Raw genomic sequence first — 15206 nt, 5'->3', positions numbered from 1 at the left:
GATTCGAATTAGAATTCGTCAAATAGATTTTAATATTTCTTGTAATCGTTCTCGCTTTCTTTGAGAGATAGGAAGATTACTTCCATCAGTCATAATCACATATCCACCATCTTTCTTAATATAGGATTTTAAATAATTCAAATTAATCAAATGCGATTGATGAATACGCTCAAAATTATGTTCTTTAAGGAGTTCTTCATACTCTTTTAGTGTCTTAGATATAAGGACAGATTTGCTGTCTTTAATATAAAACTTCGTGTAATTATCTGCGCTTTCACATCGTATAATATCACTGATATCAAATAGGTGGATCCCATCAGATGTAGAGAGTGCAATCCGTTTAAAATTATCTACATTTTTTCTGATATTTTCTAGCAGTAAATCAATATGAGAATAATCATTCTTCTTCTCTATAACAGATTCTATCTTTTGAATCACTTTTTGTAATTCTTCTGGATCTACTGGTTTTAATAAAAAATCTAATGCACTAAATCGAAATGCTTTAATGGCATATTGTTCATGAGCTGTTATAAAAACAATGTTAGATTGTATGGTATTATTTTTTTCTGCAATCTTTTCTAAGATATCAAAACCAGTTCCGTCATTTAACTGTATATCTAGAAATACAACTTGAGGATTTAAGGCATCTATCACTTTAATTCCTGTAGCGACGCTATCTGCCTCTCCAATAATTTTTATAGAAGGGGCAAAACGAGTGAGTAACCCTTTCATCCCTTCCCGAAGGTTTTTATCGTCGTCTATTAAAACAGCGTTTATCATATGTGTAGGTATTCTCTATAATGAGAAGATTTATTATTCGTGTAAATATTGTAAAGGAAGCTGTAATACTACTCTTGTTCCTGTTATTTCTGTATTATTAATTACTTCTTCAATAACAATGGTTGCTTTTTTTGCTGTAGATTCAGAAATCATATCTAAACGTTTCTTAATAATATCTAAAGCCATAGATTTATGAGCAAGTACTAGGTTTTCTTTATTTTTTTTAGATTGATTAATACCTACCCCATTATCTAGAATTACACAAGTTAATGATTGATTTGTCAACGAGAAATCAATATGAATGGTTCCTTTTTCTTTTTTAGGGATTACTCCGTGTATGATGGCATTTTCTATAAAAGGCTGTATTAACAAAGGAGGTAGTGCTACATCATCTTCTATGTCTTTACTTTTTACAATGGTAAAGTCAAATTTATTATTAAACCTAAGCTGTTCTAATTCCAAGTAGTTTTGTAAACTCTCAATCTCTTTATCTATTGGTATCAAGGATTCTTTAGAATACTCTAATGTCAATCGCATAAGCTTTGAAAATTTAGACAAATACTTTATAGCTGAGTCTGTTCCGTTCTGTACAATAAAACTAGAAATAGATCCCAGACAATTAAATACAAAATGAGGATTCATTTGCAAATGCAATGCTTTTTGCTCATACTCTGCTAATTCTTTTTGAAGTGTGAGTGTCTTTTTAAGTTGGTTTCTATTATAAATCAAGAAACCAATTCCAAATAATAACAATGCTATTAAAGCTCCAAAAGCTAGTTTTGTTTTTGAATTCTTAGCCTCTTCCTTTAAAAGGAATTCTCTCTTTTTATTTTCTTCTTTCTGAAGTAATTCTTTCTTTTCAAATTCATAATTCATAGAAGCTTCTATTGATTTACGAATATCATTTTCTTTAAGTAAACTGTCTTTTATAGCACTATGCTTTTTATAATGTTCTAACGCCAAGCCATCATTACCACTTTGCGCATAGATAGTACTCAGTAATTTTTCTGAAACAGATTTTTGCTCCAATACATCAATCTCATTAGCCAGATCTAATGCTTTATTTACCATTTTTAGAGCAGGCACTTCTTGTTTTTGAGTTAAATAAAACTGTCCTAAATAAATATAGGTATCTGCTAGTCCAAACTTGTCATTAATACTCTCAAAAGCAACAATAGCTTTTTCCCAATTTTCTACGGCCAGATCATTATGATCTCTAGAATTATAATATTCTCCAATATTATTATGCCATTCTCCTAAAGCTCTTGGATTTGGATAGGTATCTATACTATTTTTTGCAGCTGTATAATACTCAAACGCTTTATCTAAATTCTTTTGTTTAAAGTAGATATTTGCAATATTGGTCTGTGTAATTCCAATATTAGGGCTTTGCATTTTTTTTTGAATTTCTTGAGATTTTATAAAATAAGTTAACGCCTTATTATCTAATGATTGTGACTTATAAACAACCCCTATATTATTATATATTTTGGAACTTTGACCCTCATCTTTCAATGCTTCATAGATCGTTGCAGATTTAAGATAATATTGCAATGCTTTTGCATAATTACTTTGCTCAGAAAAAACAATTCCCATACTTCCGTAAGTCCGTGCAATACCTTGATCAACCTTTTCTTTTGAAGCATCAGAAGGGGTCATCCCTTCAAAAATAGCTTTTGCCCAAACAAAATGATCTAAGGCCTTTTGATAATCGCCCAAAATAATATACGCCGTTCCAATATTAAGATATGCAATACCTTCTTCTATTTGATAACCATTCTTTTGAGATAATTCCAAGGCTTTTGTACCATATTCTAATACCTTATCTGGGTCACTGTATTTATACTCATTTGAGATCTCATTATATAAGGTCGTTTTATCTATATCGTTTGATGCATTTTTAATCTCAAGCTGTAAACTATCCAAGACACTATTCTGTGCTTGTGTTACAAAAGAAAGAATTACAATAAAATAAAGTTTTACTATTAATTTCATGGAACAAGTATTACCTAACGAATATAAGGTTCCGTTTTTTATTGAGATATAGTAAATGAGAATTTGATGGTTATGAATGAGAATTTGATAATGTCTCTGAGATCGCTTTCGCGAAAGCGTACTAAACATTATTTGATTTTGTAATAGTTACATTCTTTAATAATTTCAAATACATTTATGACATACGAAATTAAAATCATTCCTATTATAGATATAAGGTTTTTACATTTTTAACACCCCATTTCAAAAATTGACATTAGATTTACTACAAATCCTTTTTTATGAAAAAAAGCTTTCTTTTTGTACTACTATTTTGCTTAGGATTCTACACTTCATTTTGTCAAGAAAAATTCACTCTTAACGGTACCATATCAGACAGTGCTAGTAATGAAACCTTAATAGGAGTCAATATTTTATTTCCCGAAACATCAAACGGAGTTGCTACAAATTCCTATGGATTTTACTCTATTACACTACCAGAAGGCACCTATCAAATCATCATAAGCTATTTAGGATATACAGAGATTACAGAAACTATTGTATTAGACAGAGATATACGTAAAGACATACAATTATCACTCTCTACAGAATCATTAGACGAGGTTATCATAGAAGAAAAAGTAGAGCGTGTCAATATCAGAAAACCACAGATGAGTGTAAACTCTCTAACTGCCGAAACCATAAAAAGAATCCCTGTTGTACTAGGAGAAGCAGATGTTATAAAATCTATATTACTATTACCAGGAGTCACTAGTGCCGGAGAGGCCGCATCTGGTTTTAATGTACGAGGTGGCGCTGCAGATCAAAATCTTATTTTACTTGATGAAGCGATCATCTTTAACTCATCACATTTATTTGGCTTATTTTCTGTATTTAATCCCGATGCCATTAAGGATCTAAAATTATATAAAGGAGGAATTCCTGCTCGATTTGGAGGAAGAGTATCTTCTGTGTTGGATATTTATCAAAAAGAAGGAAATAGTAAACAATTTAAAGCAAACGGAGGCATTGGTCTTATTTCTAGCAGGTTATTATTAGAAGGACCTATCAAGAAAGATAAAGGTGCTTTTTTAATAGGTGGGCGTTCTTCATATGCACATTTATTCTTACCATTATTTGATATAGATAACCGTGCTTCTTTCTTTGACCTCAACACAAAACTCAACTATAAAATAAATGACAATAACAGTGTTTATCTCTCTGGTTATTTTGGAAAAGATGATTTTACTATCAGTGATAGTTTTTCTAATAATTATGGAAATGCTGTAGGTAATTTTAGATGGACACATCTTTTTTCTGACAAGCTCTTTTCTAACCTATCCCTAATCTATAGTGACTATTCATATGGTCTTGAATTAGATTTTGTTGGCTTTAATTGGGATTCTGGGATTACCAATCTAAACCTCAAATATGATTTAAAACATTACCTCAATGATAAGATTCAAGTTAACTATGGGATTAATAATGTATACTATGCATTTAACCCAGGAAAAATAGAACCCAATAGTCCTGAATCTGGCATTGTAGAAGATCAACTCACAAAACAATTTGCAAATGAATTTGCAGCCTATATTGATATTGAACATAAAATCACAGACAAGTTAAACATTCAATATGGAGTGCGTTGGAGTAATTTTATCCGTCTGGGTCAAGACGAAGTAAATGTATATACAGATGATAACCCAGTTCTTTTTGATCCCTTCTTATTATTATATCAAGGAGCCGAGATTAATAATGTAGACACCTCTTTTAGTCGTAGTGACAAACTAGCTACGTTTAATACACTAGAACCTCGATTTGCATTGTCATATGCTTTTAATGATAACACTTCTATAAAAGCGAGTTACACGCATATGGCACAATACATTCACTTATTGTCTAATACAAGTTCTCCTACACCACTTGATGTATGGACTCCTAGCGGTCAATTTATAGATCCGCAAATATCAGATCAGTATGCTATAGGGTATTTTAAGAATTTTAAAGAAAATGAATACACGCTAGAAACTGAAGTATTTTATAAAGATATAGACAATCGTATAGATTATATAGATGGTGCAAACCTTATAGCAAATGACGCTATAGAACAAGTAATCCTCAATGGAGAAGCTAGAGCCTATGGGCTTGAAGTATTATTCAGGAAAAATGAAGGAAAGTTTACAGGATGGTTAGCGTATACTTTATCAAAATCAGAACAACGTACTCCTGGAAGGAATGAAAATGAGGTAGGGATTAATCTAGGACAATGGTATAATACACCTTATGACAAAACCCATGACATATCTATAAATGCAAATTATGAAATGAGTAAGAAATGGCGTTTTGGAGCAAATTTTATTTATCAGACAGGACAACCTACCAACTTCCCTGTTGGGCAATTTGAATTTCAAGGTCTTGTGATTCCTACGTATGGCTTTAGGAATGAACAACGACTCCCAGATTTTCATCGTATAGATGTATCTGCAACACTTACACCAAAACAAAATAAAGACAGAAGATGGCGTTCAGAATGGGTATTTAGCATCTATAATTTATACAGCAGAAAAAATGCTGCCTCTATTAATTTTAGGCAAAATCAAGAAACGAGAGTTAATGAAGCTGTTCGTACTTCCATTTTTGGAATCATACCATCGGTTACTTATAATTTTAAATTTTAAAAATAATGAATACGCTTTCGCGAATCTGCCTGACGGTAGACAGGAGCGTATCATACATCATATACATAAGATTATGAAAAACATACTATATATCCTACTCTTAGCTATTTTCTTCACTAGCTGTGAAGATGTTGTAGATGTAGACTTAGATCCAGAGCCACCTCGTCTAGTAGTCGATGCCCTCATACGCGTTGACACCTCACAAAACGTAACAGAAGCAAACATAAGAGTCTCTTTAACCTCTTCTTTTTTTGGCGAGATTCAACCTGCCGAAATAGAAAGCATGCAAATTCAAAATGAAGAAACAGGTGCTTTTGTACCTTATGAGCCTGTACCTGGCGAACCAGGATTATATCGTCCATTTCCCACAACGGTATCTCCTGTCATAGATAACATGATCCTTACAGACTTTCTCATAAATCCAGATCCCATTTATATTTTTAGTATCACCTACCAAGATGAATTATATCTAGCAAGAACCTCTTTTAGCCCCACGACTCCAATAGATAATATCGTACAAGGAGACAATACATTATTTGATGATGATGACACAGAGGTTATTATAACTTTTACAGATGCACCAGATAGAGAGGATTTTTATGTCTTTGATTTTGATTTTGGAGAATTCCTAACCGTAGAAGACACTTTCTTTCCAGGCCAAAACTTTGAATTCTCTTATTTCTATGAAGGAGATGATTTCCCTTTGGAATCAGGACAAGAAATAAACATTAGTATTCTTGGAGCAGACGAACCATTTTATGACTATATGGAACAACTCATTACTCAAAGTGATCTCGGAGATAATGGTCCTTTTCAAGTTCCTGTATCGACTGTAAGAGGAAATATTTTAAACGCAGAAGGAATAGATAACATTGATGTTTTTGATAATGTAGATAGACCCAACAATTTTGCATTAGGCTATTTTGCCATTGTTCAAGAATTTAAAAACACGATTATCATAGAGTAAATTTTCAAACATACACTATTGATGCCTGCATTTGTTTTTTCTACCTTTGGCACAAAATAAACGAACTTATGCTCATCATAGGAATAGGAGGCGGTACTGGAAGTGGAAAGACAACAGTCGTAAATAAAATCATTGCTGAAAACCCCCAAGGCGACGTTGCCGTTATATCTCAAGATTCATATTATAAAGATTTATCACATCTTGATTACGAGTCTCGTACCAAAGTAAACTTTGACCACCCTAACTCTATAGATTTTAAACTCCTTTGTACACATCTTGCGCAATTACGTAAAGGAGAATCTATTGAGCAACCCGTGTATTCTTTTGTAGAACATAACAGAACCGACGAGACAGTAGTTACGCATCCTAAAAAAGTAATTGTTGTCGAAGGTATTTTAATCCTTACAGATCCTGTAATACGTGATCTTTTTGACATTAAAATATTTGTACACGCAGATAGTGATGAGCGTTTGATACGCCGTTTAAAACGTGACACTACGGAGCGAGGACGTGATCTAGAAGAAGTTTTACAACGATATCAAACCACACTAAAACCGATGCATCAGCAATTTATTGAACCTACAAAAGAGTTTGCAGATATTATTATCCCAAATAACCGTTATAATACTGTGGCAGTAGATATTGTACGTACAATAATAAATGAGCGCTTATCATAGTGTTTTAGTATCTTCGTGATTATGGGATTAAAATCATTAAAAAATAAAAAATGGTTTAAGATTATAAGTAACAAATATGTACTTATAATTCTCATTTTTATGATCTGGATGTTTTGGTTTGATGGTAATTCTTGGTTAATACATCAAGAACTTAATGATGATGTAGATAAGTTAAAAGGAAACATAGAATACTTTGAAGGCGAAATTCAAAAAGATCAATCTCAAATAGAAAAACTAAAAGACAGCGCGGGTATAGAACGCTTTGCAAGAGAGGAATATCTGATGAAAAAAACTGACGAAGAGATTTATATTATAGAATACGAAGACAGCATATCAAAGAATGACAAAAAATAAACTCTTTACCGATTTTGATCCCGTATCTGCAAAAGCCTTCAAACAAAAAATACAGTTTGATCTTAAAGGCAATTCATATAATGACACCTTAATTTGGAGTAGTAATGAAGGGATCGATATAAAACCATTTTATCATAAAGATGATGCCGCTGTATTTCCAGAAGTGCCGGGAATGCCGTCCTTCTGGCATATAGGAGAAGATATTTTTATCTTAGATCCTAAGATTGCCGCGACTACAGCAAATACAGCTATAGAAGCTGGAGTGGAAACACTATATTTTATAGCCGATGCTCCTTTTAACTGCAAAACGCTTTTTGATGCAATTACTACAAAGGAAACCCCGATACATTTTAGAATACGATTTCTTGATGAATCCTTTTGTAAGGAATTAATTCAAGAAGCAAAAGATCGCACTATATATCTTAATTTAGATCTCATCCATAACCTAGCAGAAGATGGGAATTGGTATCATAGTCTACAAGAAGATCATCGTGTTCTTAATACGATTTTACAAAAAGAAAAGAACACCCTATCTATAGATATAGACCTCTACCAGAATGCAGGAGCAAATATGGTACAACAACTTGCCTATGGACTTGCACACGCTAATGAATACTTACAACATATCGAGACACAGAAAGTTTCTTTACCAACCTTAACTTTTCAAGTAGCAATAGGATCTAATTATTTCTTTGAAATAGCAAAACTCCGTGCGCTAAGACAGTTAATAGCTGTGTTATCTCAAGAGTACGCTTTCGCGAAAGCGTTAAAAACCCACATCATAGCTCGCCCATCGCTCCGTAACAAAACGATATACGATTACAATACCAATATGTTACGTACGACAACAGAAGTCATGAGTGCAGTTTTAGGAGGAGCAGATACAATCATTAATATGCCTTATGATTATATCTACCACAAGGCAAATGATTTTGGACAACGCATCTCTCGTAATCAACTCATTATTCTAAAAAAGGAAAGTTACTTTGATGCCGTAAGCAATCCGGCAGATGGCACCTATTATATAGAAGCTATTACAAAACAACTTGCAGAAAAAGCATTACTTCTTTTTAAAGATATTGAGCAACAAGGAGGTTTTTTAAAACAACTCAAAGAAGGAACCATACAACGTAAGATAAAAGAGAGTGCCTCCAAAGAACAAACTCAATTTGAGAATCAAGAAAAAATTCTTTTGGGTACAAACAAACATCCTAATCCTAATGATAAGATGAAGGATAATTTAGAATTATATCCTTTTGTAAAAATAAAACCTAGAAAAACACGCATCGTTCCTATTATAAAACGTCGTTTATCCGAAACTATAGAACAAGAACGTCTTAAAACCGAAGTATAATTAAAATTAAAAATATAGACATGAAGAAAATTGCATTTTTAATTCTAGCAGCAACAAGCATTATGAGTTGCAATCAGAAGGCCAAATTCGATTTTAAATTTGCAGATCAAGAACAAGTAATCTCTTGTTCTGAAAAAGATAATGCCCTATTAAACGAAGTTTTATATAGCTTTGAAAACGACTTATTAACCAAGTATGATTCGGTAAATAGAAGCAAAATCAAAGCCTATGGAAATTTTATTTATAGAGGTATGGATGGCTCTGCTAAGTATGCAGAGATGACGACTCCAAATACACAACCTATTATAGATGCGCTTATCGCAGAAAATATTCTTATTATAGATAAATCTCCTAGTCATCTTAATTATGAACATCCCGCTGTACAATGTATTGTAAACAATATAAAGGATGAAAACTTAAGAACGACTCTTAATGGACTTATCAATACCAAAACGATGAACCCAAAATTATTCAATTCACGTTTACGCAATTTTGGACGTAATGCAGATAAAGATCGTTACCAAGCTTTATACATCGCCTTAGATGGTTATTACCAACAGATTTTAAATGTAGAATCTCAAGAATAGAAATACCATTAATGACTAGAAAAAAGTTAGACCATATTACATTAGACACATTAGTTACTTCTCATACTGCAGAAGTTGCAAATGAAACAATAGCTACTGCCGAAACAATCGATCTTAAAAAATCATATACTAAGGAAGACATCACCTCTTTAGAACACTTGGATTTTGTGGCAGGTATTGCGCCTAATTTACGAGGCCCATATAGTACTATGTATGTACGTCGCCCTTGGACCATACGTCAATATGCAGGATTCTCTACAGCCGAAGAAAGCAATGCTTTCTATCGCCGTAACCTTACTGCTGGTCAAAAAGGACTCTCTGTTGCTTTTGATCTTGCTACGCATCGTGGGTATGACAGTGACCATGAACGTGTTGAAGGTGATGTAGGAAAAGCTGGAGTTGCCATAGACTCTGTAGAAGATATGAAGTTATTATTTGATCAAATACCATTAGATCAAATGTCAGTCTCTATGACTATGAATGGTGCTGTATTACCCATTATGGCATTTTATATTGTTGCTGCCGAAGAACAAGGAGTCTTACCAGAGAAACTATCGGGAACCATTCAAAATGATATTTTGAAAGAGTTTATGGTGCGTAATACATACATCTACCCGCCCACTCCTTCTATGCGTATTATTTCAGATATATTTGAGTACACCTCAAAGGAGATGCCTAAGTTCAATTCTATTTCTATATCTGGATATCATATGCAAGAAGCAGGTGCTACTTGCGATATCGAACTTGCATACACCCTAGCCGATGGATTAGAATACATCCGTACAGGGCTTAAAGCTGGTATGGATATAGATACATTTGCCCCTCGACTTTCATTTTTCTGGGCGATAGGGATGAATCATTTTATGGAAATCGCAAAAATGCGTGCTGCTCGCATGCTTTGGTCAAAACTAGTTGCACAATTCAATCCTAAAAATCCAAAATCGTTAGCATTAAGAACGCATTGTCAAACTAGTGGGTGGAGTCTTACAGAGCAAGATCCTTTTAATAATGTCGCACGTACATGTATTGAAGCAACCGCAGCTGCTTTTGGAGGAACACAAAGCTTACATACCAATGCACTAGATGAAGCAATTGCATTACCCACAGACTTTTCTGCACGTATTGCTCGTAATACACAAATATACCTTCAGACAGAAACAGAGATCACGCGTACCGTAGATCCATGGGCTGGAAGTTATTATGTAGAATCCCTTACCGATGCTATTGCACATAAAGCTTGGGCACTTATTGAAGAAGTAGAAGAGCTTGGTGGTATGACCAAAGCTATAGAAGCTGGGATTCCTAAGTTACGTATAGAAGAAGCTGCTGCTCGCAAACAGGCTCGTATTGATAGCGGACAAGATATTATTGTAGGAGTAAATAAATACCGCCCTACAGAAGAAGAGTTTCTTGACATTCTTGAAGTAGATAACACAAAGGTACGTGATGGACAACTCGCACGTCTTGCCTCAATAAAAGCACAACGAGATACAGAAAAAGTAACGACAGCACTTTCGGACTTAACCGAGGCTGCTCGATCAGGTACAAATAATTTATTAGCTTTGGCAGTAATCGCTGCACGTGAACGTGCTACTCTTGGTGAAATCTCTGATGCACTAGAAGAAGTATACGGCAGGCATAAAGCGACGATAAAATCATTTAATGGCGTGTATAGTAAAGAAATTAAAAAGGATCCCGCTTTCGCGAAAGCGCAAGAACTAGCAAATCAATTTGCCGAGTTAGATGGACGTCGCCCGCGTATTATGATTGCAAAAATGGGACAAGATGGCCATGATCGTGGTGCAAAAGTAGTCGCCACTGGATATGCAGATATAGGTTTTGATGTAGATATAGGACCCCTTTTCCAAACTCCTAAGGAAGCTGCAAAACAAGCTATGGAAAATGATGTACATATCTTAGGTGTATCCTCCCTTGCTGCTGGACATAAAACATTAGTCCCAAAAGTGATTGAAGAACTCACAAAACTAGGACGTCCCGATATTATGGTTATTGTAGGTGGTGTGATTCCTCAACAAGACTATCAGTTCTTATTTGATGCTGGTGCTGTAGCTGTTTTTGGACCTGGAACAAAAATAAGTGAAGCTGCTATTGGATTGTTAGGTATATTACACACAAAATTTGAAGAGTAATTTTTTATTCTATTGATTATTGATTATTGATTCATTTTTTCAGAATAACTAAATCATGAATTTAATATCTGGACATACATTGTGATACCATTTTAAAAAAATCCTTTATTATGAAATACATATACGTACTCATTTTATCTTTTTGTGGAGTAACAGTCTTTGGACAAAGTTCCTTTCAAAAAACAGATAATACACCTATCGATACTAGAAATGTAGTACCTACAACTATTGTAGCATCTATAGCGTATCAAGGATATGAAGAAGATCAAGCATATTTTGGAGAAGGAGAATATGAATTGTTTGTAGATCAAATTGATGGTGTTTTGGACAAACCTATTATTATATTGGATGGCTTTGACCCTGGTGATACACGTACTATAGATGGGATTTATAACACACTGAATTTTGATGGACAAAACCTAGGTGATATTTTACGCTCTGAAGGTTTTGATGTTGTAGTACTTAATGCTCCTCAATATATGACTGATGGAAATCCAATAGATGGAGGAAGTGACTATATACAACGTAATGCCATGGTTCTTATAGAACTCATTGATTTTTTAAATGCAGAAAAAGTAGGTGATGAAGAGCTTGTTGTTTTTGGGCCAAGTATGGGAGGACTTATAAGTCAATATGCATTATCATACATGGAAGCAAATAATATGACGCATGAAACTAGGTTATTTATATCATTTGATGCTCCACACAAAGGAGCAAATATTCCTATAAGCATGCAATACCTTATCAATTATCTGGCAGAGACTTTAGCCGATGAAACGGCACAAGCTATTATCGAAGGCGTGTTTAATTCTCCAGCAGCCAAAGAAATGCTTGTTGACCATATACAAGCACATTTACTTGATGATAGTGTTGAGCAAGACCCTACAAAATTACTTCCTGAAGGTGCTCCTAATTTTAGAGATGCATTTCAAGAAGAACTGGATCTTCTTGGTTTTCCAGAATTGGTTCGCAATGTTGCTATGATTAATGGTAGTGGACAAGGCACAACAACTGGCTTACCAGATATGCAAATTGTAGACACTACTATAGAAGTAGCTGCAGGAATTACAACAGATATAAATTTACGATTTACCCCTCTTGCTTCAGCAACCAATACGGTAACAGATATAGAGACATTTTTAGTTGGCGTACCAGTAAGTCAATACACAACAATTGCCGAATCTTTTGATGTTACAGATGGTGTTGATAGTGCGCCTGGTGGAACATCAAGTTTTTCAGATGCTCTTGGTGGTGACGGTAATACAAATCCAATCATAGTAACCTTTATAGAAGCTATTGAACAAGATGAGTTTTCTTTTATACCAACAATAAGTTCACTTGCCATAGAGAATGAAAACGATTGGTTTGCCATTCCTGATATAGGTGGTATTCACAACTCACCATTTGTAAACACATTTATTGCGCAAACAAACGAAAGTCATGTACAGACAACAATTGAAAATGTTGAATTTGCACTTGATGAAATACGTCAGACCTCATTATCAATAAACGATACATCTATTATTGAGCGATACAAACTTGTGAAAAATCCTGTAAATAAGGATATCCAAATTTCCCTTAACTCATCTTTTGAGTATCCTAAAGTACAAGTAATAGGATATAATGCAACGGGTCAAAAAGTGTTAGAGACTACATATACACATCCTAACTCTCAAATAACAATTCATCAGAATTTAGCAGCTGGTGTCTACTTTTTAAACATCATAGATGCCTCAGGTAGTAGTCAACTAAAACTATTAGTGAATTAAAACCTCCATTATATATAAAATGAGCTTATTGATTAACTTTAATCTATGATAAGTATTATAGTAAATAATTTATAAATGGTTTTTACATTTTAAAAATGTAAATAGAATTCTATCAAGCAACTAGGTTCTTACAAAAACAATGATTTCAAAAAAACAGGTAGTATTACCTGTTTTTTTTTACCTATTGCATATTACTTTTGTCATATAGTTATAATGAGAAAATCATTAGGTATTGTATGCCTATTAATTAAACAACACCTTATTACAACTAAGCTCTTATAGGCCAGCACATTACCTTAAGTAGTTATTTCTCCCCTATAGAATGAAAGAAATAATGACTCCATAATGTGGTATAAATAGAGCAATAAACAAATAATGAGTACTTTAGCACTTGAAACTATTAACCTATTTACAATTATCTCATGAAAAAATTATTCGTATTAGCTTTTGCTACGATGCTATGTGTAGCTTGTAGTACAGAAGAAAACACAACACTTGATGAAGGGTCAAACCTTGAAGTAGTTTTAGAAAACTACAAAGGAGTATTCACAACCTTAGACGGACAAACCAGAGGAACACTAGATGTAGAGCTTTCTGAAGACAACCGATATGCGACTGGTAACCTTACCTTATCTACTGGGGAGGTGATAAGCATCTTTACAGATCAAATCACAGATTTAGGAAACAGAAAAGAAATCTCATTTAATTCAAATGATCTTTCTTTTACAATGACTACTGGAGAAGAAGAAGAAATTATGGAAGTAGATGCTGTTACCTTTAGAGGTGCTGAGAGCTCTATTTTAGTAGGACAAAGTACAGAAAGAGCTCCATTAAGCCCTGTTGTAGGAGCATATACGTGTACAATGTGTCCAGCTCCTTTAGATAATACTGCTTCAGAAACATTTAACCTTCTTATTCCTTCTACTGGCAATACGGCGATAACAACACAAACAACACTTGGAGGAACTACTTACAACGGAGTAGGTACACAATCTGGATGTGTCGTTAATGGAAGTCAAACAACTTGTAACTTAAATAGTGGAACTGTTGCTGGAATAACTGGTACAGCATTTAATCCAGGCGGTGGTCCTGTAACCTGGTCAGGTACACATACATTTGATAATGGCGCTACTGGACCTAGTGATTGTTCTACAGTATCTGGAACTTGGTCTTGGGCATCTAATACTATAGGGACTGTAGGAGGTGCTTTTACTAGCGCTAGTTCTGGAGATTGTGCACCACCGCTTACGCAATTAAGATTTGAAGATTTTGAAGATAACACACTTACATTTTCTGTAGAGCAAGGCTCTTTATTTCACGATGGAGGAAATGATTATGTACATATTGTTCCTTTAAATGGACCTGCTGAAGCTGATATTGCATCTATTGGCAACAACCATTTTGGCGTTGAAGATATGGATGATGGAAATTCGAGACCGCGTACTATTGAATTACGTTGGGAGGATATACCTGTAAGCTCATTTTCTAATATTACTGTTGCCGCTAATTTTGCAGAAAGTAATGCTGATGGATCTGAGAGATGGGATGCTAACTCAGCTGTATTTGTTCAATACTCCTTTAACAATACAGGTTGGACAACCATTCTTTCTATACAATCAACAATTAATGGTGATAACTCTGCTCCTAGAATAGATACTGATGGAAGTGGAAATGGTGATGGTACTGAAATAACAAATGTTTTTCAAGAGTTTGCACCTGAATTTGCTACTGGAGGCAATCCTACAGTAAGTATCCGTATACTTGTTGAAAACTTAGATTTAACTAACGAAGATGTCGCCATAGATAATGTAACAATATCAGGAAACTAATATATTTCATATAAATTATATAATAACGGCTATCCAAGGGTAGCCGTTATTTTTTTGATCTTTTTTTAGAAGGAGTTAACATTCTCA

11 protein-coding genes are annotated in these 15206 nt (G+C 34.0%); 9 read left to right on the top strand and 2 right to left on the bottom strand.

Annotated elements, in window-relative coordinates; genetic code table 11:
• Window positions 1–18: 18 nt before the first annotated feature.
• Together ABJD27_RS02725 and ABJD27_RS02720 are read right to left on the bottom strand one after the other, a co-directional pair.
• Window positions 19–780, bottom strand: coding sequence for a LytTR family DNA-binding domain-containing protein (locus tag ABJD27_RS02725; RefSeq protein WP_348171430.1), 762 nt, complete (start codon window positions 778–780; stop codon window positions 19–21).
• Between the two features lie 33 nt (window positions 781–813).
• A complete protein-coding gene (locus ABJD27_RS02720; protein WP_348171433.1) occupies window positions 814–2775 on the bottom strand; it encodes a tetratricopeptide repeat protein in 1962 nt (653 codons plus the stop codon).
• 281 nt (window positions 2776–3056) lie between these two features.
• On the opposite strand from ABJD27_RS02720, the gene ABJD27_RS02715 reads away from it, so the two are divergent.
• From ABJD27_RS02715 to ABJD27_RS02675, 9 genes are all read left to right on the top strand, one after another.
• The gene (locus ABJD27_RS02715; RefSeq protein WP_348171436.1) at window positions 3057–5432 is read left to right on the top strand and encodes a TonB-dependent receptor; all 2376 of its coding nucleotides are present in this window, start codon (window positions 3057–3059) and stop codon (window positions 5430–5432) included.
• 73 nt (window positions 5433–5505) lie between these two features.
• Window positions 5506–6399 (top strand): DUF4249 family protein, encoded by an 894-nt coding sequence (locus ABJD27_RS02710; protein WP_348171439.1) that lies wholly within the window; start codon window positions 5506–5508, stop codon window positions 6397–6399.
• A gap of 68 nt (window positions 6400–6467) precedes the next feature.
• On the top strand, window positions 6468–7076 hold the full coding sequence (gene udk / locus ABJD27_RS02705) for a uridine kinase (RefSeq protein WP_348171442.1): 609 nt from the start codon (window positions 6468–6470) through the stop codon (window positions 7074–7076).
• A gap of 21 nt (window positions 7077–7097) precedes the next feature.
• Window positions 7098–7430, top strand: a complete 333-nt coding sequence (locus tag ABJD27_RS02700) for a septum formation initiator family protein (RefSeq protein WP_348171445.1) — start codon at window positions 7098–7100, stop codon at window positions 7428–7430.
• On the top strand, window positions 7417–8784 hold the full coding sequence (locus tag ABJD27_RS02695) for a methylmalonyl-CoA mutase subunit beta (RefSeq protein WP_348171448.1): 1368 nt from the start codon (window positions 7417–7419) through the stop codon (window positions 8782–8784). The genes ABJD27_RS02700 and ABJD27_RS02695 overlap by 14 nt, the downstream gene beginning before the upstream one ends.
• Before the next feature lie 20 nt (window positions 8785–8804).
• Window positions 8805–9371, top strand: a complete 567-nt coding sequence (locus tag ABJD27_RS02690; protein ID WP_348171449.1) for a hypothetical protein — start codon at window positions 8805–8807, stop codon at window positions 9369–9371.
• A gap of 11 nt (window positions 9372–9382) precedes the next feature.
• Window positions 9383–11521, top strand: a complete 2139-nt coding sequence (scpA, locus tag ABJD27_RS02685; RefSeq protein ID WP_348171452.1) for a methylmalonyl-CoA mutase — start codon at window positions 9383–9385, stop codon at window positions 11519–11521.
• 110 nt (window positions 11522–11631) lie between these two features.
• Window positions 11632–13290, top strand: a complete 1659-nt coding sequence (locus ABJD27_RS02680) for a T9SS type A sorting domain-containing protein (protein ID WP_348171455.1) — start codon at window positions 11632–11634, stop codon at window positions 13288–13290.
• A 422-nt stretch (window positions 13291–13712) separates the two neighbouring features.
• Window positions 13713–15119, top strand: coding sequence for a hypothetical protein (locus ABJD27_RS02675; protein ID WP_348171457.1), 1407 nt, complete (start codon window positions 13713–13715; stop codon window positions 15117–15119).
• Window positions 15120–15206 lie beyond the last annotated feature (87 nt).

The organism is Dokdonia sp. (genome assembly GCF_039945015.1).
Classification (GTDB): domain Bacteria; phylum Bacteroidota; class Bacteroidia; order Flavobacteriales; family Flavobacteriaceae; genus Dokdonia.
The sequence above is the reverse complement of the archived record's forward strand: the minus strand, read 5'-3'. Positions and strand labels throughout refer to the sequence as shown.

Coding starts and splice junctions, on each gene's coding strand:
- ABJD27_RS02725 (WP_348171430.1), bottom strand. CDS start 780: ATGATAAACGCTGTTTTAATAGACGACGATAAAAACCTTCGGGAAGGG.
- ABJD27_RS02720 (WP_348171433.1), bottom strand. CDS start 2,775: ATGAAATTAATAGTAAAACTTTATTTTATTGTAATTCTTTCTTTTGTA.
- ABJD27_RS02715 (WP_348171436.1), top strand. CDS start 3,057: ATGAAAAAAAGCTTTCTTTTTGTACTACTATTTTGCTTAGGATTCTAC.
- ABJD27_RS02710 (WP_348171439.1), top strand. CDS start 5,506: ATGAAAAACATACTATATATCCTACTCTTAGCTATTTTCTTCACTAGC.
- udk (WP_348171442.1), top strand. CDS start 6,468: ATGCTCATCATAGGAATAGGAGGCGGTACTGGAAGTGGAAAGACAACA.
- ABJD27_RS02700 (WP_348171445.1), top strand. CDS start 7,098: ATGGGATTAAAATCATTAAAAAATAAAAAATGGTTTAAGATTATAAGT.
- ABJD27_RS02695 (WP_348171448.1), top strand. CDS start 7,417: ATGACAAAAAATAAACTCTTTACCGATTTTGATCCCGTATCTGCAAAA.
- ABJD27_RS02690 (WP_348171449.1), top strand. CDS start 8,805: ATGAAGAAAATTGCATTTTTAATTCTAGCAGCAACAAGCATTATGAGT.
- scpA (WP_348171452.1), top strand. CDS start 9,383: ATGACTAGAAAAAAGTTAGACCATATTACATTAGACACATTAGTTACT.
- ABJD27_RS02680 (WP_348171455.1), top strand. CDS start 11,632: ATGAAATACATATACGTACTCATTTTATCTTTTTGTGGAGTAACAGTC.
- ABJD27_RS02675 (WP_348171457.1), top strand. CDS start 13,713: ATGAAAAAATTATTCGTATTAGCTTTTGCTACGATGCTATGTGTAGCT.